Here is a 19,175-nt window from a genome sequence, read left to right as displayed (position 1 = left end):
ATGGCCTTCGAGCGGGTCTGCGCGCTCTCCGAGGTGCCCGAGAACGGCGCCCTGCGGGTCGAGCTGGACGACATCGACATCGCCGTCGTCCGGTTCGAGGGGGAGGTGTACGCCCTCCAGGACGTCTGCTCCCACGCCGAGGTCCCGCTGTCGGAGGGCGACGTCGAGGAGCTCGACGGCGCCCCCACCATCGAGTGCTGGCTGCACGGGTCCTGCTTCGACCTGCGCACCGGCGAGCCCACCAACCTGCCGGCCACCGAGCCGGTCGACGTCTACCCGGTCCGCGTGGAGGGGGAGGACGTGCTCGTCGACACCGAAGCCGACGGCCGCCTCCCGCTCGCGGCCGGCAACTGAGGAGCGAGAAGAGAAGTGTCCGTTCTGGAGATCCGCGACCTGCACGTCAGCGTGGGGGAGGGTGACGACGCCAAGGAGATCCTCAAGGGCGTCGACCTGACCGTCCGCTCGGGCGAGACGCACGCGATCATGGGGCCGAACGGGTCGGGCAAGTCGACCCTGGCCTACTCGATCGCCGGCCACCCGAAGTACACGATCACCGGCGGCACGGTGACCCTCGACGGCGAGGACGTCCTCGCCATGAGCGTCGACGAGCGCGCCCGCGCCGGCCTGTTCCTGGCCATGCAGTACCCGGTCGAGGTCCCCGGCGTCTCGGTCTCGAACTTCCTGCGGACCGCGGCCACCGCGGTCAAGGGCGAGGCCCCCAAGCTGCGCACCTGGGTCAAGGACGTCAAGAGCGAGATGGACCTGCTCGAGATGGACTCCGCCTTCGCCGAGCGGAACGTCAACGAGGGCTTCTCCGGCGGTGAGAAGAAGCGCCACGAGATCCTGCAGATGCGGCTGCTCAAGCCCGCCATCGCGATCCTCGACGAGACCGACTCCGGCCTCGACGTCGACGCGCTGCGGGTCGTCTCCGAGGGCGTCAACCGCACCCGCGAGGAGGGCGACGTCGGCGTCCTGCTGATCACCCACTACACGCGCATCCTGCGCTACATCACGCCCGACTTCGTGCACGTGTTCGTCAACGGCCGGATCGCCGAGGAGGGCGGCCCGGAGCTGGCGGAGAAGCTGGAGAACGAGGGCTACGCCGCCTACATCAAGGGCTCGAAGGAGACTGCGAAGGCATGACCCAGACCGTCTCGCGTCCCGAAGTCGGGGCGCAGAAGGCGCCCCTGCCTCTGGACGTCGAGGCGATCCGGGCGGACTTCCCGATCCTGTCCCGCACCGTGCGGGACGGGAAGCGGCTGGTCTACCTGGACTCCGGGGCCACCTCGCAGAAGCCGCTCAGCGTGCTCGACGCCGAGCGTGACTTCTACCTGACCTGCAACGCCGCGCCGCACCGGGGCGCGCACCAGCTCGCCGAGGAGGCGACCGCCCGCTACGAGGCGGCCCGCGCCACCATCGGGGCGTTCATCGGGGCGCCGGCCGAGGAGGTCGTGTTCACCCGCAACAGCACCGAGGCGATCAACCTGGTCGCCTACGCGCTGTCGAACGCGGCCACGGCCAAGGAGGAGCAGTTCCGGCGGTACGCCGTCGGGCAGGGCGACGAGATCGTCGTCACCGAGATGGAGCACCACGCCAACCTGGTGCCCTGGCAGCAGCTGTGCGAGCGCACCGGCGCCACGCTGCGCTGGCTCGGGCTGACCGACGACGGCCGCCTCGACCTCTCCGACCTCGGCACCGTGGTCAACGAGCGGACGAAGCTGGTCGCGGTCACCCAGCAGTCGAACATCCTCGGCACGATCAACCCGCTCGAGGACATCGTCGCCCGGGCCCGCGAGGTCGGTGCCCTGGTGCTGGTCGACGGCGCGCAGTCGGTGCCGCACCAGCCGGTCGACGTCACCACCCTGGGCGCGGACTTCCTGGTGTTCTCCGGGCACAAGATGCTCGGGCCGACGGGCATCGGCGTCCTGTGGGGCCGCTACGAGGTGCTGGACGCGCTGCCGCCCTTCCTCACCGGCGGCTCGATGATCGAGGTCGTGCGCATGGAGGGCAGCACCTTCATGCCGCCGCCGCAGCGCTTCGAGGCCGGCGTCCCCATGACCGCGCAGGCGATCGGGCTCGCTGCCGCCGTCGAGTACCTGCAGCAGCTCGGCATGGACCGGGTGCAGGCGCACGAGGAGGCGCTCACCGCCTACGCGCTGGAGAAGCTGGCCGAGATCCCCGGCGTCACGGTGATCGGCCCGCCCGACACCGTCGCCCGCGGCGGTGCGATCTCCTTCACCGTCGAGGGCATCCACCCGCACGACGTCGGCCAGGTCCTCGACGACCTCGGCGTCGAGGTGCGGGTCGGCCACCACTGCGCCTGGCCGGTGGTGCGCCGCTACGGCGTCCCGGCCACGACACGGGCCACCTTCTACGTGCACACCGGCTACGACGACATCGACGCGCTGGCCGACGCCGTCCGGGAAGCCCAGCGCTTCTTCGGCGTTGCACCTGCCGTGACACCGGGTGAGGCGAACTGATGCAGCTGGCGTCGATGTACCAGGAGATCATCCTGGACCACTACCGCAACCCGCACGGCCGCGGGCTGCGCGAGCCGTTCGAGGCCGAGGTGCACCACGTCAACCCGACGTGCGGCGACGAGGTGACCCTGCGGGTGCACCTGGACGGCGACACCCTCGCCGACGTCTCCTACGAGGGGATGGGCTGCTCGATCAGCCAGGCGTCGGTGTCGGCGATGTACGAGCTCGTCATCGGCAAGTCGCTGCCCGAGGCACTCGAGACCGGCGAGCACTTCATGACGCTGATGCAGAGCAAGGGCGACGCGGCGGTGGCCGAGAAGCTCGAGGACGAGCTGGAGGACGCCATCGCGTTCGCCGGCGTGTCCAAGTACCCGGCGCGGATCAAGTGCGCGCTGATGAGCTGGATGGCCCTCAAGGACGCGTCCGCCCGGGCCCTGGCGGCCACCCCCGCGTCGGCCACCCACCCCACCGGAGGCGAGAAGGCATGAGCGAGACCACCGAGAACGCCACGCCGGCGACCGACGGCGCGCCCGGCGACCTGCCGGCCTACAAGTCGGCCCTGCTCGAGGACGTCGAGGAGGCCATGCGCGACGTCGTCGACCCCGAGCTCGGCGTCAACGTCGTCGACCTCGGCCTGGTCTACGGCATCGACGTCGTCGACGACGTCGCGGTCATCGACATGACGCTGACCTCGGCGGCCTGCCCGCTGACCGACGTCATCGAGGACCAGGCCCGGCAGGCCCTCACCGGCGGCCCCGGCCCCGGCCTGGTGGACGACGTGCGGATCAACTGGGTCTGGATGCCCCCGTGGGGCCCGGACAAGATCACCGACGACGGCCGCGAGCAGCTGCGCGCCCTCGGCTTCCGCGTCTGAGGAAGGACCCCTCCACCCCTCACCCCTCGCACGCTCGGGGCGGGGCCCTGCGGAGGGGCCGCCTCTGAGGCCGGGACGGCCCGCACCCCTCCGGGGTGCGGGCCGTCGTCGCGTCTAGCGCATGTCGGCCAGACGGGCGTCGAAGCCGGCGACGGGGTACCGCTCACGCCGGGCGCCGACCGCCAGCAGCACCACGCCCACCACGAGCGCCCCAGACACGGGCAGCGGCAGCGCCAGCACGGCCAGGCCGAGGGCCAGCGCCACCGTGGTCCAGGCGGCGATCACCAGGGGAGCGCGCACCGCCCGCCACGCGGCCACGGCCATCACCGCGGCGGCCACGAGCAGCACCAGCACCGGGCGGGTGCTCCCGGGCGCCACGACCGCCCACGCCACCGACGGCACCGCCGCGACCAGCAGTCCCGGACCCCACGCCGGCCAGGACGGTCCGCCGGCCAGCCGCGGTCCCGCGGCGAGCAGCAGCCCCAGCGCCGCCGGCAGCGTGTACGCCTCGAGCACCGACCAGCCCGCGAGCGCGGCGACCGTCCACGCGGCCACGACCAGCTGGGCCGAGCCCGCCCGCCACGCGGGGGAGCCCTCGGGTGCGCCCCTGCGCGGGTCCGGCGTGTGCCACACCGACCAGCCCCAGGCGCCTGTCAGCAGTCCCTGCGCGGCCAGCTGCACCGCCAGCATCCCCCGGTCCCGGGCGAGGACCAGCAGCACCACGGCCAGGGCCGCGCACACCGCGCCGGTGACGACGGTGGCCCGCCGGGTCTGCGGGTCGAGCGCCAGGCCCGCGCCGAGCGACGCCGCGTAGAGCACGCCCAGGAAGCCCGCGGCTCCGCCGACGCCGACCAGCCCGCTCGCGGCCGCGACCAGTGCGGCGGCGGCGAGGCAGCCGACCGCCGCGGGGACGGCCACCGGCCGGTCGTCCCCGCGCAGCGCCGCGACCAGCACGCACGGCAGCGCGGTGAGCACCAGCAGGAGGACCAGCTCCAGCCACCGCGCCCCGGCGACCAGCTGGCCGACGCTCAGCGCCACCAACGTGCCGCCGGCCGCGAGGGCCGCCGGCAGGAGCAGTCCGCGCACCCAGCCGGTCAGCAGCGCCGCGGCGGCCGCGGCGAGCAGCACCCCGGTGTAGCCGGCGAGCAGCACCGCACCGGGTCCGGGGGCGCCCAGGGCGCCGCCGAGCGCCGCGCCCGAGACCGCGCCGGCCAGCACGGGGACGGCGACCGGTGGCCCGAGCAGTGGCTCCAGGTGGCGCACCAGCCGGGCGGCGAGCAGCTCCAGCGCAGCCGCGACGGTCAGCGCGGCCGACGTCCAGCGGGCGGCCGCGTCGTCGCTCCACGCCGTCCCCAGGGCGCTCACCACACCGGCTCCCCACCACGGCGCGGTGGTGACCAGGGCGACCCGTGCCACGAGCCGACGGGCGCCGAGCGCGACGCCGAGCCCGACCAGTGCGACGGTCAGCACCTCGGCGGTGCGGACGACGCCGGTCTCGGACCCGTCCAGGGCGCGCACCGCGGCCAGCTGCAGGGCCAGCCAGGCCGCCAACGGCCAGGTGACGGGGCGCGGGAGCAGGCGGGCGAGGACGAGGAAGACCCCGCCCAGCACCAGCGGCGGGAGGACGGAGCCGCGCAGCAGCGGCGTCCCGGCGTCGGCACCCAGCACGGCCAGCGCCACCGCGGCGGCGGCGAGCGTCTCCTCGGTGGCGCGCAGCCGGGCGTGCGACCCCCAGGCCGAGGCACCGGCGGCCGCGGCGGCGAGCGCGAGCAGCAGCACCCGCGCGGACCCGCCGCCGTAGACCGCGGCCGCTGCGCCGCCCGCGCTGACGACGAGCACGGCGCCGACGACCAGCAGCAACTGCGACGGACGGGCGCGGTAGGGGAGCGACGGCACAGGCGCTGAGCCCACGACCTCCCCCTCCCGCGTCCGTGCGACCGGTCCACGGTAGGGCGGGGCGACCCCCGGCGCGCTCCGGTCGCTCAGCGCATCTGCGCCACCCACGCCACCGCCTCGCGGGCCTGCTGCCGCCGGCGCTCGTAGGTCGCGCCCAGCGCCAGCAGGAGCAGGCCGACGACCGCCAGCGTCAGCCACCGCGGGGCCAGCGGCGCGTAGGGCGTCAGCCGGCCCAGTACCACGAACGCCAGCGACGCGGCGCCCACCACGAACGGTGCCTGCCGGTGGGTCAGCGTGCCGACGATGGTCAGCGCACCGGCGGCCAGGACGACGAGCACCAGCCGCAGCGCCGACGGCTCCGCGACCGCCGCCAGTGCCGAGGGGACCAGCGCTGTGGCCACCGCGGCGCCCTCCGCCGCCCAGGACCGGGCGCCGGCCCGCAGCCGCGGCACGGCCACGACGAGGAGACCCGCGGCGGCCGGCAGCGTGTAGGACTCCACCGTCTGGACCGCCGCGCCGCCCGCGGCCACCCAGCAGGCCACCACGAGGTCGGCGACGGCGAGCACGGCCACGTCGCGCCGGTGCGCCACCAGCGCGTAGACCCCGGCGGCGGCGCCGGCGACCGCGAGCTGGACGGCCACCTGGCCCCAGGCCCCGGTCCCCGCCGTGGACCCCGCGGCCAGCAGCGTGGCGACGGCCGCCGCCCCCGCCGCGGCCCACTCCTCCGGCCGGCCGGCGCGGGCGGCGGCCAGCGCGAACCCGGCCGCGGCGACCAGCACGACCAGCAGGCCGGCGACGGAGGTGGCCAGCCACCCGTCCTCGCGGGCGAGGAGCACCGCTGCGACCGGGCACAGCAGCGCGGCGGCGGTGGCCGGCTGCCGGAGCGCCGGCAGCCGGACCGCGACCAGCACCGCGGGCACCGTGCCGGCGAGGACGACGAGACCCAGGACGCCGGCGCGGGCGTCCACCGCCAGCAGCGCCGCGCCGCCCGCGGTGAGCAGCCCACCGGAGGACAGCAGGGCGGCCAGCGCCGTCCGGTGCGGCGCGGCGGGCACGGCCGCGGTGAGCAGGACGAGTCCCAGCGCGGCGGCGGCGACCCAGCCGGGCAGGTCGGCACGGGCCAGCGCGCCGGTGAGCGCCAGGGCGGTGGCGGCGCCACCCGCGGCGGCCACGACCGGGGCGGCGGGCAGCCGATCGGCCAGCCGCGCGTCCTGCCGCAGCAGCAGCCCCACCGCGCCGGCGACCGCCAGCAGAGCGGTTCCGGTCCACGCGTCGACCGCCGTCCCCACCCAGGCCACGGGCACGCCGACGGCCGCCGCCGCGGCCGCCCACAGGGCGGCCAGCACCTGCGCGACCCGTGCCTGCACCCGGCGCAGGCGCAGCAGGACCACCACGTCGAGCAGCGCGCTGCCCAGCACGGCCGCCACCCCGGCGGCCCCGGCGATCGCGTCCTCGGGGAGGAGCAGGAGCGGGACGAGCTGCACCGCGAGCAGGGCGGCCAGCGGCCACGTGACCGTGCCGCGCGTCAGCCGGCCGAGGCCCAGCGCCACCGCGGCGACGACGGCACAGGAGACCGCGGTCCACAGCCGCACCGGGACGCCGTCCAGACCCCACAACCCCAGCGCGTGCGCCGCGCCGAGGTCGACGGCGAGCAGCGCCGCTCCCGCCGCGGCCAGGGCCTCCTCGGTGGCCCGCAGGCCGCGGCGCGCCGTCCACGCCGAGACGCCGCAGGCGGTGGCGGTCACGGTCGCCATCACCGCGGACTGGAAGACCAGGCCCAGCCGGGTCCAGGCGACCGCGACGAACGCGATGCCGGCGGCGACCACGAGCAGCGCACCCAGCCCCAGGAGCACCTGCTGCGGGCTGACCCGGCGCGGCGGCCGGCCGGGCGCGGGGGACACCGGCGGGAGAGCGGCGACCGGTGGCGCCGGGGGAACGGGACCGGCGACGCGGGGGACGGGCACGGCGGCCGGGATCGGGGGTGGCGGCGCGGCCGCCGCGCGCAGGGTGGCCAGCAGCCGGTCGCGGTCGCGCGCCAGTTCGTCGATGGTCGCCCCGATGCGGGCGACGACGCGGGCCGCCTCGCCGACGGCGGGCAGCCCGCAGGAGGGGCAGGGTGCCGGCCCCGGTCCGGCGCTCGGCAGGCCGCACACCGGGCACGGCGGGCCCCACGAGGGGCCGGACGTCGAGGTCATGGCCGGGATGGTGGCGTGCCGGGGGTCCGCGTGGGAGCCGCACCGGCCGTCTGTGGACGACAGGCTGCCGCCGACGTCACCCGCAACTCGGTCGGGCGTGGGCCGTCGAGCGCCTATCCTGGGATCAGTGATCACGACGACCGGCCTCGAGCTGCGCGCCGGGGCACGCGTCCTCATCAGCGACGCCGACCTCCGCGTGCAGCCCGGCGACCGCATCGGCCTCGTCGGCCGCAACGGCGCCGGCAAGACCACCACCCTCACCACGCTCGCCGGGGAGCGTCTCCCGCACGCCGGCAAGGTGGAGGTCACCGGGGAGATCGGCTACCTGCCGCAGGACCCGCGCAGCGGCGACCTCGACACCACCGCGAGCGACCGCGTGCTGTCCGGCCGCGGGCTCGACGTGCTGCGCGCGCAGATGACCAAGGCGCAGGTCGCGATGGCCGAGCCCGCCGACGACGCCGAGCGCGACCGGGCGGTGCGCCGCTACGGGCGTCTTGAGGACCAGTTCGCCGCGCTCGGCGGGTACGCCGCGGAGAGCGAGGCGGCGCGCATCTGCACCGCGCTCGGGCTGCCCGACCGCGTGCTGGCCCAACCGCTGCGCACCCTGTCCGGCGGTCAGCGGCGCCGCGTCGAGCTCGCCCGCATCCTCTTCTCCGACGCCGAGACGCTGCTGCTCGACGAGCCGACCAACCACCTCGACGCCGACTCGATCACCTGGCTCAAGACGTTCCTGGCCGCGCACAAGGGCGGCCTGATCGTCATCAGCCACGACGTCGAGCTGCTGGACGCCGTCGTCAACAAGGTGTGGCACCTGGACGCCAACCGGGCCACGGTCGACGTCTACAACCTCGGGTGGAAGCCCTACCTCGCCCAACGGGAGACCGACGAGCGCCGGCGGCGGCAGGAGCGGGCCAACACCGAGCGCAAGATCGACGCGCTGACCGCGCAGGCGGACAAGATGCGCGCCAAGGCCACCAAGGCCAAGGCCGCGCAGAGCATGGACAAGCGCGCGCAGCGGCTGGCCGCGGGGCTCGAGGAGGTCCGGGTCGCCGACCGGGTGGCCAAGCTGCGGTTCCCGACGCCGGCGCCGTGCGGGAAGACGCCACTGACCGCCGAGGGGCTGTCGAAGAGCTACGGCTCGCTGGAGGTCTTCACCGACGTCGACCTGGCCGTCGACCGGGGCGCGCGGGTCGTCGTCCTCGGGCTGAACGGCGCCGGGAAGACGACGCTGCTGCGGATGCTGGCCGGCACCGAGGTGCCCGACACCGGCGAGGTCAAGCCCGGGCACGGGCTGCGCATCGGCTACTACGCGCAGGAGCACGAGACCCTCGACCACGACCGCTCGCTGCTGGAGAACATGCGCGCGGCCGCCCCGCAGAGCACCGACACCGAGCTCCGCCGGATCCTCGGCGCGTTCCTGTTCTCCGGGGACGCCGCCGGCCAGCGTGCCGGCACCCTCTCCGGCGGAGAGAAGACCCGGCTGGCGATGGCCACGCTCGTCGTCTCCGGCGCCAACGTGCTGCTGCTCGACGAGCCGACCAACAACCTCGACCCGGCCAGCCGCGAGCAGGTGCTCGACGCGCTGCGCACCTACACCGGGGCGATCGTGCTGGTCACCCACGACGAGGGCGCGGTGCGCGCGCTCGACCCGGACAAGGTGATCCTGCTGCCCGACGGCACCGAGGACGCCTGGAGCGAGGACCTCGCCGACCTGGTCGAGCTGGCCTGAGCCACGGGGACGGCCGCCCTCCGGGGCAGCCCTCCGCACGTCGGTGGAGTCGGTCCACCCAGTCACCCGTTCGCGTGGCCGACGTCGCCCTCGTGGGTGATCATGAGGAGGTGGGACGCCGAGGTCAGCGGGGCCCGGCGCCGACGGGACGAGCAGCCTCGACGGGCCACGGGCCCGCGGCTGGTTGCTGACGGAGGGGAGTCATGGCCGACTCGAGCACCGCGGACCTGGGCAAGGGCAAGCGCATCACCGGGGGCGACCGCACGTCGCTGGCCGACGAGCTGCGCAAGCGCTACGACGGCGGGGAGAGCATCCGGTCGCTGGCGTCGTCGACCAACCGGTCCTACGGCTTCGTGCACCGGCTCCTGTCGGAGTCCGGTGCCACGCTGCGCAGCCGAGGGGGAGCCAACCGGAACAGCAAGAAGAGTTGAGCGGTCCCGACCTGGACGGGCGGGTGAGGACGGCTCGCGACGGCGCCGTCCTCACCGTCACCCTCGACCGGCCGGACCGGCTCAACGCGCAGACCCCGGCCACCTGGGCGGCGCTCGCCGCCGTGGGAGCAGCCCTGGACGACGACGTGCGGGTCGTCGTCGTCCGCGGCGAGGGGCGCTCGTTCTCCGCGGGTCTGGACCGCAGCCTGTTCAGCACCGACCCCGGCACCGCCGGCGGCCTCGGCGAGCTGGGCCGGCTGCCCGCCGAGGAGACCCAGGAGCGCATCCGCCGCTACCAGGGCGGGTTCCGGTGGCTGCGCTCGCCGGGGATCGTCTCCGTCGCGGCGGTGCAGGGGCACGCCATCGGCGCCGGTGCGCAGCTCGCGCTCGCCTGCGACCTGCGCGTGCTGACCGAGGACGCCGACCTGCGGCTGCCCGAGGCCACCCTCGGGCTGGTGCCGGACCTCACCGGCACGAGCACGCTCACCGAGCTGGTGGGCTACTCGCGGGCGATGGAGATCTGCCTGACCGGCCGGCCGGTGCCGGCCGCCGAGGCGCTCGCGCTCGGGTTGGCCAACGCCGTCGTCCCCGCCGACGCGCTCGACGGGGCGGTCGGCGCGCTGGTCGCCGCGATCACGGCGGCGCCCGTGGGGGCCAGCCGGGAGACCGCGGCGCTGGTCCGCTCCGCCGTCCGCAACGACCCGGAGACCCAGGACGCCGCCGAGCGGGCGGCCCAGACCCGGCGCCTGGCCGAGCTGGTCGGCGGCCGCTGAACCGTCGGAGGGCACTGCCAGACTGCCTCCGGAACAGCCCGCCCGGTGGGGGTGTTGGCCGGTCGGGAGAGGGGGTGGCATGGACGTGAGCGGTCCCATGACCTCCATGGCGGCGATGCGGTCGTTCCGCCGCGACCCGTCGGTCGTCGCGCGGGAGCTGCCCAAGGGCACCGTCCGGCGCATCCTCGGCATCGCCCGGCCCTACCGGCGCGACCTGACCTGGTTCGTGCTGCTGGTGGTCGGCTCGTCGGTCATCGGGGTGCTGACCCCGCTGCTGGCGGGGCGGATCGTCAACCACATCGCGAGCCTGGAGGGGACGGCGGGCGACGTCGTCCGCATCGCGCTGCTCATCGCCGCTCTCGCGGTCGTCGACGCCGGCATCTCGCTGGCCACCCGCTGGTACTCCGCGCGCATCGGCGAGGGCGTCATCTACGACCTGCGCAGCCGGGTGTTCGAGCACGTCCAGCGGATGCCGGTCGCCTTCTTCACCCGCACCCAGACCGGAGCGCTGGTCAGCCGGCTGAACAACGACGTCATCGGCGCCCAGCAGGCCTTCACCTCGACGCTGTCCGGGGTGCTGTCCAACGCCATCGGCCTGGTGCTCACCGCCGGCGTCATGTTCTCGCTGTCCTGGCAGATCACCGCGCTCTCGCTGGTGCTGGTGCCGGTGTTCGTGCTGCCCGCGCGCCGGATCGGCCGGCGGCTGCAGGAGATCACCCGGGAGTCCTACGGGCTCAACGCCTCGATGAACGCGACGATGACCGAGCGGTTCAACGTCGCCGGCGCGCTGCTGGTCAAGCTCTTCGGCCGGCCCGAGGCGGAGGCCGAGGGGTTCCGGGGCCGGGCCGCGCGGGTCCGCGACATCGGCGTCCTCTCGGCCATGTACGGCCGCACCTTCTTCACCGCGCTCACCCTCGTGGCAGCGCTGGCCACCGCGCTGGTCTACGGCCTCGGCGGCTGGCTGGCCTTCACCGGGTCGCTGAGCCCCGGCGACGTCGTGGCGCTGGCGCTGCTGCTGTCCCGGCTGTACGGCCCGCTGACGGCGCTGTCCAACGTCCGGGTCGACGTGATGAGCGCGATGGTCAGCTTCGACCGCGTCTTCGAGGTGCTCGACCTGCAGCCGATGATCCGCGAGGAGCCCGACGCCGTCCCGGTGCCCGCGGACGACCGGTCGATCGAGTTCGACCACGTCTCCTTCAGCTACCCGTCGGCCGCGGACGTCTCGCTACCGTCACTGGAGGACGTGTCGCTGCCCGAGCACGGCGGGCCGACGGCGGTCCTGCACGACGTCTCCTTCCGCGTCGAGCCCGGCCAGCTCGTCGCGCTGGTCGGCCACTCCGGCGCCGGGAAGTCGACCATCGCCAACCTGGTACCGCGGCTGTACGACGCGACCAGCGGCACCGTGCGGGTCGGCGGCATCGACGTCCGGCGGGCCACGCTGGCCTCGCTGCGCGACGCGATCGGCGTGGTCACCCAGGACGCGCACCTGTTCCACGACACGATCCGCGCCAACCTGCTCTACGCCCGGCCGCAGGCGACCGACGACGAGCTGTGGGCCGCGCTGGGCGGCGCCCGCATCGCCGGGCTGGTGCGGTCCCTGCCCGACGGCCTGGACACCGTCGTCGGCGACCGCGGCTACCGGCTCTCCGGCGGGGAGAAGCAGCGGCTGGCGATCGCGCGCGTGCTGCTCAAGGCGCCGGGCATCGTGATCCTCGACGAGGCCACCGCGCACCTCGACAGCGAGTCGGAGGTGGCGGTGCAGCACGCGCTGGACACCGCGCTGGAGGGCCGGACGTCGCTGGTCATCGCCCACCGGCTGTCCACCATCCGCAGCGCCGACCAGATCCTCGTGGTCGACGGCGGTCGCATCGTGGAGTCGGGCACACACGCCGAGTTGCTGGCGCTCGGAGGCCGGTACGCCGACCTCTACCGCACCCAGTTCGCCGTCGGCGAGGGGCGAACGGTCGGCGCGGCGTGACCACTACCGTCACTCCTGTCCCAGCAACGCAGGAGGAGCCAGCGTGACGTCCGCGCACCCGAACGACGCCCAGATCCGCGGTCTCTACGCCCAGTTCCTCGACGGCTGGAACCGGCGCAGCGGCGCCGCGGTCGCAGCCGCCTTCGCCGACGACGGGGACATCATCGGGTACGACGGCACCCACCACCACGGGCGTCTGGCCATCGCGGCCGACTTCCGGCAGATCTTCGGGAGCCACCCGACGGCCGCCTACGTCGCGGTGATCCGCTCCGTGCGACCGGTGGCGCCGGGCGTGGCGATGCTGCTGGCCCACGCCGGGATGATCCCGCCGGGGGACAACGACATCGACCCGCGCTACCACACGGTCCACACGGTGGTCGCGGTCGACGAGGGCGCCGGCCGCTGGCGGATCTCCCTGCTCCAGGCCACCCCCGCGGCCTGGCAGCAGCACCCGGGAGGCCGCGAGGCGCTGACCCAGGAGCTGCGGGGGCTGCTCGCGGCGCAGTGACCTGCGGCTTCACCGTCTCGGTACAGCCACTGTAGGAGCTGCACCGGGGAGGGGACAGGTCTCGACGGCCCCGTCCCGGATCCCGCAGGCCTCCTCCGAGGGGGCGGGGAGGCGGGCTCCGCTCAGGCGGACCAGGCGGCGACCGCGGCGTCGTAGCGGTCGAGCAGGACGGCGGCCATGCGGTCGTCGGGCAGCAGGGGAGCGGTGACCGCGTCCGCGCCGGCCCCGCCGAGCTTGTCGTGGAAGTGGCCGGGCGCCAGCAGGTAGGCGGCGAGCACCACCCGCCGCGCGCCGGCAGCCCGGGCGGCGGCGACCGCCTCGGGCACCGGGGGCTGCGCGGCTGAGCCGTAGCCGGTCGTCACCGGCCCGGTCCAGCGCTCCTGGAGCGCCGCCGCGGTGGCGTCGACGTCGGCGACCGAGCGCGGGTCGCTGGAGCCGGCGGCGGCGAGCACCACGGCGGTGGTCGGGTCGTCGGGGTCGGCGCCGGCGGCGAGCAACCGGTCGTGCAGGACGGCGACCAGCCGCGGGTCGGGGCCCAGCGGACGGGCGGCGCGGACCGCGGCGTGCTCGCGCACGGCCCGGGCGATGTCGACGTGCACGTGGTAGCCGCCGGACAGCAGCAGGGGGACGACGACCGCGGGCCGGCCGTCCCCGGCCAGGCCCGCCACGACGTCGGCCACCGTGGGCGGCTGCACGTCGACGAACGCCGCCGTGGTGACCAATCCGGGGCGCAGACCGCGGGCGGCGAGGGCCAGCTCGGCGATCAGCCGTCGGCCGGCGGGGTTGCGGGTGCCGTGCGCACAGGCGACCAGCACCGGGGCATCGGTCACGGCGTCCATGGGTCCACCTCCGCGGCCGCTCCGCTCCTCGCTCGCTGGCGCTCGCTGCCATGCTCACGCCCCCGTCGGCTCACGGCGTCCTCAGCCGGCCGCCGTCCACCGCCACGGAGGTGCCGGTGACGTAGGAGGCCACAGGGGAGAGCAGGAAGGCGGCCACCCGGCCGAACTCGGCGGGCTCGCCGACCCGGCCCAGCGGGATGCCGGCCTCGGCGCAGGCGCGGGCGCCGGCCGGGTCGCCGGAGGCGTCCTCGCGCTCGACGACCAGTTCGGTGGCGAAGGTGCCCGGCAGCAGGCCGACCACCCGGATCCCGCGGGGGGCCAGCTCGTCGGCCAGCTGCTTGGCGGTCATGGCCAGGCCCGGACGCAGGCCGTTGGAGACCGCCAGGTCGGGCAGCGGGGAGCGGGCGGAGGTGGAGAGCACGAAGCCGATCACGGCGCCCGCGCCGAGGTGGGGGACCAGCGCGCGCACCAGCCGGAGCGGGCCGAGCAGCACGGCCTCCACGCCGTCCCGCCAGGCGTCCTCGGGGGTGTCCAGCACGGTGCCGGGCTCCGGGCCGCCGACGCTGATCAGCGCGCCGTCCACCCGGCCGAGCCGGTCCCGGGCGGCCGCGACCAGCCGCTCGGCCGTGTCGGCGGCGGTGAGGTCGGCAGCCAGGCCGTGCGCCGCCGGCGGCCCGCCCAGCGTGGCGACGGCGGCGTCCACGGCGTCGGTGGCGCGCGCGTTCACCAGGACGCGCGCCCCGTCAGCGACGAGGGCCTGGGCCGCCGCGAACCCCAGCCCCCGGCTCGCGCCGGTGACCAGGTATCCGCGGCCGCCCAGGCCCAGGTCCATGCGGAGGATCAGCCGCGCAGCGAGCGCAGCACGTACTGCATGATCCCGCCGTTGCGGTAGTAGTTCGCCTCGCCGGGGGTGTCGATCCGGACGGTGGCGTCGAACTCGACGTCCCCGGCCTTCACCTTCACCGTGCGCGGCGTCTCGCCGTCGTTGAGCGCGGTGATCCCGGTGATGGTGAACTCCTCGTCGCCGGTCAGGCCCAGCGACTCCCGGTTCTGGCCTGCGGGGAACTGCAGCGGCAGCACGCCCATGCCGATGAGGTTGGAGCGGTGGATCCGCTCGTAGCTCTCGGCGATGACCGCCTTGACGCCCAGCAGCGCCGTCCCCTTGGCCGCCCAGTCGCGCGACGAGCCGGAGCCGTACTCCTTGCCGGCCAGGACGACCAGGGGGATGCCGGCGTCCTGGTAGGCCTGCGAGGCCTCGTAGATCGACGTCGTCTCGCCCGTCAGGTGGTTCTTGGTGACCCCGCCCTCGGTGCCGGGCACCAGCTGGTTGCGCAACCGGATGTTGGCGAACGTGCCGCGGATCATCACCTCGTGGTTCCCGCGCCGGGAGCCGTAGGAGTTGAAGTCGCGCCGCTCCACGCCGTGCTCGCGCAGGTACTGCCCGGCCGGGCTGTCGGCCTTGATCGAACCGGCCGGCGAGATGTGGTCGGTGGTCACCGAGTCACCGAGCACCGCCAGGGTGCGGGCGCCGGTGATGTCCTGCACCGGGGCCGGCTCGGCCGGCATGCCCTCGAAGTACGGAGGACGCCGGACGTAGGTGCTCTCCGGGTCCCACGCGAAGGTGTCCCCGGTGGGCGTGGGCAGGTTCTGCCACTGCTCGGTGCCGGCGAAGACGTCGGCGTAGTCCTTGCTGAACATCTCCGCGGAGACGGCCTGGTCGATGACCCGCTGGACCTCCTGGGGGGATGGCCAGATGTCGTGCAGGTAGACGTCGTTGCCGTCGGTGTCCTTGCCCAGGGGGTCGTTGTTCAGGTCGACGTCCATGGACCCGGCCAGGGCGTACGCGATGACCAGCGGCGGGCTGGCCAGGTAGTTCATCTTGACGTCGGGGTTGATGCGGCCCTCGAAGTTGCGGTTGCCCGAGAGCACCGAGACGACAGCGAGGTCGGCGTCGTTGACCGCCTGGCTGACCGGCTCGGGCAGCGGACCGGAGTTGCCGATGCAGGTCGTGCAGCCGTAGCCGACCAGGTAGAAGCCGAGCTTCTCCAGGTACGGGGTGAGCTCGGCCTTCTCGTAGTAGTCCATGACGACCTTGGACCCGGGGGCGAGGGTGGTCTTCACCCACGGCTTGCTGACCAGGCCGCGCTCGACGGCGTTCTTGGCCAGCAGGGCGGCACCGATCATGACCTGCGGGTTGGAGGTGTTGGTGCACGACGTGATCGCGGCGATGACCACGTGGCCGTGGTCGACGAAGGTCTCGGTGCCGTCCTCGAGCACGACCCTGGTCGGCTTCGAGGGGCGGTCGGGCACCCGGTCGGGAACCGCGTTGTGCGGCTTGCCGGCCTCGCCGTTGCCGTGCGCGAACGGGCTGACCGGGTCCGACGCCGGGAACGACTCGGCCGAGGCCTCGTCGGCCTCGGACTCGACGCCGTAGGGCTGCTCCTGCTGCGGGACACCCGGCTTGCGGTCCTCGCCGCCGGTCTCGTCGTCCTGGACGTAGTCGGCCAGCGCGGCGCGGAAGGAGGCCTTCGCGTCGGTGATGGCGACGCGGTCCTGCGGGCGCTTCGGGCCGGCGATCGAGGGGACGACGGTGGAGAGGTCCAGCTCCAGGTACTCGGAGAAGGCCGGCTCGCGGGACGGGTCGTGCCAGAGGCCCTGCTCCTTGGCGTAGGCCTCGACGAGCGCGATCTGCTCGTCGCTGCGGCCGGTCAGGCGCAGGTAGCCGATGGTCTCCTCGTCGATGGGGAACATCGCCGCGGTCGAGCCGAACTCCGGGCTCATGTTGCCGATCGTGGCGCGGTTGGCCAGCGGCACCGCCGAGACGCCCTCGCCGTAGAACTCGACGAACTTCCCGACGACGCCGTGCCGGCGCAGCATCTCGGTGATCGTCAGGACCAGGTCGGTGGCCGTGGCGCCGTCGGGCAACTCGCCGGTCAGCTTGAAGCCGACGACGCGGGGGATGAGCATCGAGACCGGCTGGCCGAGCATCGCGGCCTCGGCCTCGATGCCGCCGACGCCCCAGCCGAGCACCCCCAGGCCGTTGACCATCGTGGTGTGCGAGTCGGTGCCCACGCAGGTGTCGGGGTAGGCGACGACGCGGTCCCCCTCCTGGCGCGGGAAGACCACGCGGGCCAGGTGCTCGATGTTGACCTGGTGCACGATGCCGGTGCCCGGCGGGACGACCTTGAAGTCGCTGAAGGCGCCCTGGCCCCAGCGGAGGAACTGGTATCGCTCGCCGTTGCGCTGGTACTCGATCTCGACGTTCCGCTCGAAGGACTCCGGCGTGCCGAAGACGTCGGCGATGACCGAGTGGTCGATGACGAGCTCGGCCGGGGCCAGCGGGTTGATCTTCTGCGGGTCGCCGCCGATCTCGGCCATGGCCTCGCGCATGGTGGCCAGGTCGACGATGCAGGGGACGCCGGTGAAGTCCTGCATGACCACCCGGGCGGGGGTGAACTGGATCTCCTGGTCCGGCTCGGCGTTCGGGTCCCAGCTCGCCAGCGCGCGGATGTGGTCGGCGGTGATGTCCGCGCCGTCCTCGGTGCGCAGCAGGTTCTCGAGGAGGACCTTGAGGCTGAAGGGCAGCCGCTCTGCGCCCTCCACCGCGTCGAGCCGGTAGATGTCGTAGTCGGTGCCGTCGACGCTCAGCGTCGCCCGCGCTCCGAAGCTGTCCTTGCTGGCTGCCACTTCTCTGCGCCTACCCCTCAGCTCGTCCGTCGCGCTGCTTGCCACCCCGCATCATCCCAGGGCCCCGCCACCCTGCGGAGGTGAGGCGACCCTTCCTCGTCCCGAGGGCTGTCCCGCGGCGCTCCTGGCGGCCCCTCGACGACCAGGTGAGCTGATCGATCCGGCTCCTGGCCAGCACCGGTGGTGAGCCAGGAGCCGGATCGGTGGTCCGGGCTGATCCTCGGGGGAGGGGCTCCTACGGTGGACGACGTGACGACTCCCGGCTGGCTGGCCGGCGCGCGGCGCGTGACCGTGCTCACCGGCGCGGGCATCTCCACCGACAGCGGCATCCCCGACTACCGGGGGCCCGACGGCCTGTGGACCCGCGACCCGGACGCCGAGAAGCTCGTGACGCTGTCCTACTACGTCGCCGACCCCGACATCCGCCGCCGGGCCTGGCTGATGCGCCGCGACACCGCGCCCGACGCGCGCCCCAACGCCGGGCACGCCGCGCTGGTGGACCTGGAGCGGCAGGGTCGGCTGCGGGCGCTGCTCACCCAGAACGTCGACGGGCTGCACCAGGCGGCCGGGTCGTCACCGGAGCTGGTCGTCGAGCTGCACGGCACGGTGCACGCCGTCGAGTGCCTGGCCTGCGGCGACCGGACGACGATGGCCGAGGCGCTGGCCCGCGTCGCCGCCGGCGAGCCCGACCCGGCCTGCCGCGTCTGCGGCGGCATCCTCAAGTCGGCCACGGTGAGCTTCGGCCAGGCGCTGGACCCCGCGGTCGTCGAGGCGGCGGCGGAGGCGGCGACCGACTGCGACGTCTTCCTCGCCGTCGGCACCTCGCTGACCGTGCACCCGGCGGCCGGGCTGACCGACCTGGCCCAGCAGTCCGGCGCGCGGGTCGTGGTCGTCAACGCCGAGCCGACCCCCTACGACCACCTCGCCGACCTGGTCGTGCGCGAGCCGATCGGGACGTCGCTCCCGCGGCTGCTGGCGCCGTGACGCGGGACGAGCCGTTGGGCCGGGCACGCCGGCACGCGCTGCTCGCCCGCTACCGGGAGCTGGTGGACGACGAGCTGCCGCGGCGGGCGCGGGAGGGCCGCTGGGTGGTGACCGCCGACCACTGCTTCGGGCGGATCCTGCTCGACCACGCCGTCGGTGGGCGCTGGTACGACGTCCTGGACCGGCGCCGCTCGCCGGCCTCCGCCCAGTTGGACGACGCCCAGCTGGCCGCTGCGGTCGCGCTGGCCGAGCGGGTGCTCGTCGAGGGCGACCCGCTGCTGCGTGCGCTCGACGCGCGGAGCCTGGCCTGGCGCGGCAAGCGATCGAAGCGGTGACCCTGCTCGCCGTCCACCTGGCGCTGACCGCCGCCTACGCCGGCTTCCAGTGGACGGTGCGGGCGCTGGTCTACCCGCAGTTCGCGCTCGTCCCGCCGGCGGCCTTCCCGGCCTACGAGCGCCGCCACCAGCAGCGGATCACCCGGGTCGTGGGCCCGCTGTTCGCCGGCCAGGGCGTCACGACGGCGTGGCTGCTCGTCGCCCGCCCGGAGGGGACGCCGCTGCTGCCGGTCCTCCTCGGCGCGGCCTGCCTGGCCGTCGTCCTCGGGGCCACCGCGCTGGGCGCCGTCCCGCTGCACCGCGGGCTCGGGACGGCGTGGGACGACGCGGCGTACCGGCGGCTCCTGCGCGTCGACACCGGCCGCGCGGTCGCGGCCACGGCAGGGGTCGCGACCGCACTGGCCGCGCTGCTCGGCTGAGCCGGGGACCACCGGAGCCGGACCGGCCGCTAGCGTGATCGGCACCA

General features: G+C 74.9%; 18 protein-coding genes. 13 read left to right on the top strand and 5 right to left on the bottom strand.

What is annotated here, in order from left to right; translation table 11 throughout:
• From ACI79G_RS09405 to ACI79G_RS09385, 5 genes are read left to right on the top strand one after another with little or no spacing between them, the layout of a single operon-like run.
• Entirely contained in the window at window positions 1-354 is a 354-nt protein-coding gene (locus tag ACI79G_RS09405) for a non-heme iron oxygenase ferredoxin subunit (protein ID WP_456880866.1), read from the top strand.
• A 15-nt stretch (window positions 355-369) separates the two neighbouring features.
• Window positions 370-1,143 (top strand): Fe-S cluster assembly ATPase SufC, encoded by a 774-nt coding sequence (gene sufC, locus ACI79G_RS09400; RefSeq protein WP_091217171.1) that lies wholly within the window; start codon window positions 370-372, stop codon window positions 1,141-1,143.
• On the top strand, window positions 1,140-2,480 hold the full coding sequence (locus ACI79G_RS09395) for a cysteine desulfurase (RefSeq protein WP_456880865.1): 1,341 nt from the start codon (window positions 1,140-1,142) through the stop codon (window positions 2,478-2,480). The genes sufC and ACI79G_RS09395 overlap by 4 nt, the downstream gene beginning before the upstream one ends.
• Window positions 2,480-2,968 (top strand): Fe-S cluster assembly sulfur transfer protein SufU, encoded by a 489-nt coding sequence (gene sufU / locus ACI79G_RS09390; protein ID WP_456880864.1) that lies wholly within the window; start codon window positions 2,480-2,482, stop codon window positions 2,966-2,968. Before ACI79G_RS09395 ends, sufU begins: the two co-directional genes overlap by 1 nt.
• Window positions 2,965-3,354: a metal-sulfur cluster assembly factor gene (locus ACI79G_RS09385; RefSeq protein ID WP_091217179.1), complete on the top strand. Its 390-nt coding sequence runs from the start codon at window positions 2,965-2,967 to the stop codon at window positions 3,352-3,354. Before sufU ends, ACI79G_RS09385 begins: the two co-directional genes overlap by 4 nt.
• Window positions 3,355-3,468: 114 nt before the next feature.
• On the opposite strand, the gene ACI79G_RS09380 is transcribed toward ACI79G_RS09385, so the two are convergent.
• Window positions 3,469-5,265: an SCO7613 C-terminal domain-containing membrane protein gene (locus ACI79G_RS09380; protein ID WP_456880863.1), complete on the bottom strand. Its 1,797-nt coding sequence runs from the start codon at window positions 5,263-5,265 to the stop codon at window positions 3,469-3,471.
• A gap of 71 nt (window positions 5,266-5,336) precedes the next feature.
• Window positions 5,337-7,445: an SCO7613 C-terminal domain-containing membrane protein gene (locus ACI79G_RS09375; protein WP_456880862.1), complete on the bottom strand. Its 2,109-nt coding sequence runs from the start codon at window positions 7,443-7,445 to the stop codon at window positions 5,337-5,339.
• A 127-nt stretch (window positions 7,446-7,572) separates the two neighbouring features.
• On the opposite strand from ACI79G_RS09375, the gene ACI79G_RS09370 reads away from it, so the two are divergent.
• From ACI79G_RS09370 to ACI79G_RS09350, 5 genes are all read left to right on the top strand, one after another.
• Window positions 7,573-9,174, top strand: coding sequence for an ABC-F family ATP-binding cassette domain-containing protein (locus tag ACI79G_RS09370; RefSeq protein ID WP_456880861.1), 1,602 nt, complete (start codon window positions 7,573-7,575; stop codon window positions 9,172-9,174).
• A gap of 203 nt (window positions 9,175-9,377) precedes the next feature.
• Window positions 9,378-9,605 (top strand): helix-turn-helix domain-containing protein, encoded by a 228-nt coding sequence (locus tag ACI79G_RS09365; RefSeq protein WP_100497576.1) that lies wholly within the window; start codon window positions 9,378-9,380, stop codon window positions 9,603-9,605.
• The gene (locus ACI79G_RS09360) at window positions 9,602-10,378 is read left to right on the top strand and encodes an enoyl-CoA hydratase/isomerase family protein (protein WP_456880860.1); all 777 of its coding nucleotides are present in this window, start codon (window positions 9,602-9,604) and stop codon (window positions 10,376-10,378) included. Before ACI79G_RS09365 ends, ACI79G_RS09360 begins: the two co-directional genes overlap by 4 nt.
• 79 nt (window positions 10,379-10,457) lie before the next feature.
• Window positions 10,458-12,356, top strand: coding sequence for an ABC transporter ATP-binding protein (locus tag ACI79G_RS09355; RefSeq protein WP_456880859.1), 1,899 nt, complete (start codon window positions 10,458-10,460; stop codon window positions 12,354-12,356).
• A 43-nt stretch (window positions 12,357-12,399) separates the two neighbouring features.
• The gene (locus ACI79G_RS09350) at window positions 12,400-12,864 is read left to right on the top strand and encodes an SgcJ/EcaC family oxidoreductase (protein WP_091217199.1); all 465 of its coding nucleotides are present in this window, start codon (window positions 12,400-12,402) and stop codon (window positions 12,862-12,864) included.
• A gap of 122 nt (window positions 12,865-12,986) precedes the next feature.
• Here the strand turns inward: ACI79G_RS09350 and ACI79G_RS09345 are convergent, their stop codons facing one another.
• The 3 genes from ACI79G_RS09345 to ACI79G_RS09335 all read right to left on the bottom strand — a co-directional run bounded on the left by ACI79G_RS09345 (window position 12,987) and on the right by ACI79G_RS09335 (window position 17,390).
• Window positions 12,987-13,703 carry a sirohydrochlorin chelatase gene (locus tag ACI79G_RS09345; protein WP_456880858.1) on the bottom strand — a complete coding sequence of 239 codons (717 nt, stop codon included), beginning with the start codon at window positions 13,701-13,703 and terminating at the stop codon, window positions 12,987-12,989.
• Window positions 13,704-13,773: 70 nt separating this feature from the next.
• Complete coding sequence (locus tag ACI79G_RS09340; RefSeq protein ID WP_456880857.1) at window positions 13,774-14,535, bottom strand: SDR family oxidoreductase; 762 nt, start codon at window positions 14,533-14,535, stop codon at window positions 13,774-13,776.
• An 8-nt stretch (window positions 14,536-14,543) separates the two neighbouring features.
• Window positions 14,544-17,390 carry an aconitate hydratase gene (locus tag ACI79G_RS09335; RefSeq protein ID WP_456880856.1) on the bottom strand — a complete coding sequence of 949 codons (2,847 nt, stop codon included), beginning with the start codon at window positions 17,388-17,390 and terminating at the stop codon, window positions 14,544-14,546.
• Window positions 17,391-17,639: 249 nt separating this feature from the next.
• On the opposite strand from ACI79G_RS09335, the gene ACI79G_RS09330 reads away from it, so the two are divergent.
• Genes ACI79G_RS09330 through ACI79G_RS09320 form a run of 3 tightly spaced genes read left to right on the top strand, consistent with a single transcriptional unit; the run spans window position 17,640 to window position 19,128 of the window.
• Window positions 17,640-18,374: an SIR2 family NAD-dependent protein deacylase gene (locus tag ACI79G_RS09330; protein ID WP_456880855.1), complete on the top strand. Its 735-nt coding sequence runs from the start codon at window positions 17,640-17,642 to the stop codon at window positions 18,372-18,374.
• A complete protein-coding gene (locus ACI79G_RS09325; RefSeq protein WP_456880854.1) occupies window positions 18,371-18,709 on the top strand; it encodes a hypothetical protein in 339 nt (112 codons plus the stop codon). Before ACI79G_RS09330 ends, ACI79G_RS09325 begins: the two co-directional genes overlap by 4 nt.
• On the top strand, window positions 18,706-19,128 hold the full coding sequence (locus tag ACI79G_RS09320; RefSeq protein ID WP_456880853.1) for a DUF1772 domain-containing protein: 423 nt from the start codon (window positions 18,706-18,708) through the stop codon (window positions 19,126-19,128). The genes ACI79G_RS09325 and ACI79G_RS09320 overlap by 4 nt, the downstream gene beginning before the upstream one ends.
• Window positions 19,129-19,175 lie beyond the last annotated feature (47 nt).

The organism is Geodermatophilus sp. SYSU D00779 (genome assembly GCF_054050595.1).
The sequence above is the reverse complement of the archived record's forward strand: the minus strand, read 5'-3'. Positions and strand labels throughout refer to the sequence as shown.

Bases quoted from the DNA above. Each gene is read 5' to 3' on its own strand.
- ACI79G_RS09405 (WP_456880866.1), top strand. From the start codon at position 1: ATGGCCTTCGAGCGGGTCTGCGCGCTCTCCGAGGTGCCCGAGAACGGC.
- ACI79G_RS09395 (WP_456880865.1), top strand. From the start codon at position 1,140: ATGACCCAGACCGTCTCGCGTCCCGAAGTCGGGGCGCAGAAGGCGCCC.
- sufU (WP_456880864.1), top strand. From the start codon at position 2,480: ATGCAGCTGGCGTCGATGTACCAGGAGATCATCCTGGACCACTACCGC.
- ACI79G_RS09385 (WP_091217179.1), top strand. From the start codon at position 2,965: ATGAGCGAGACCACCGAGAACGCCACGCCGGCGACCGACGGCGCGCCC.
- ACI79G_RS09375 (WP_456880862.1), bottom strand. From the start codon at position 7,445: ATGACCTCGACGTCCGGCCCCTCGTGGGGCCCGCCGTGCCCGGTGTGC.
- ACI79G_RS09365 (WP_100497576.1), top strand. From the start codon at position 9,378: ATGGCCGACTCGAGCACCGCGGACCTGGGCAAGGGCAAGCGCATCACC.
- ACI79G_RS09355 (WP_456880859.1), top strand. From the start codon at position 10,458: ATGGACGTGAGCGGTCCCATGACCTCCATGGCGGCGATGCGGTCGTTC.
- ACI79G_RS09345 (WP_456880858.1), bottom strand. From the start codon at position 13,703: ATGGACGCCGTGACCGATGCCCCGGTGCTGGTCGCCTGTGCGCACGGC.
- ACI79G_RS09340 (WP_456880857.1), bottom strand. From the start codon at position 14,535: ATGGACCTGGGCCTGGGCGGCCGCGGATACCTGGTCACCGGCGCGAGC.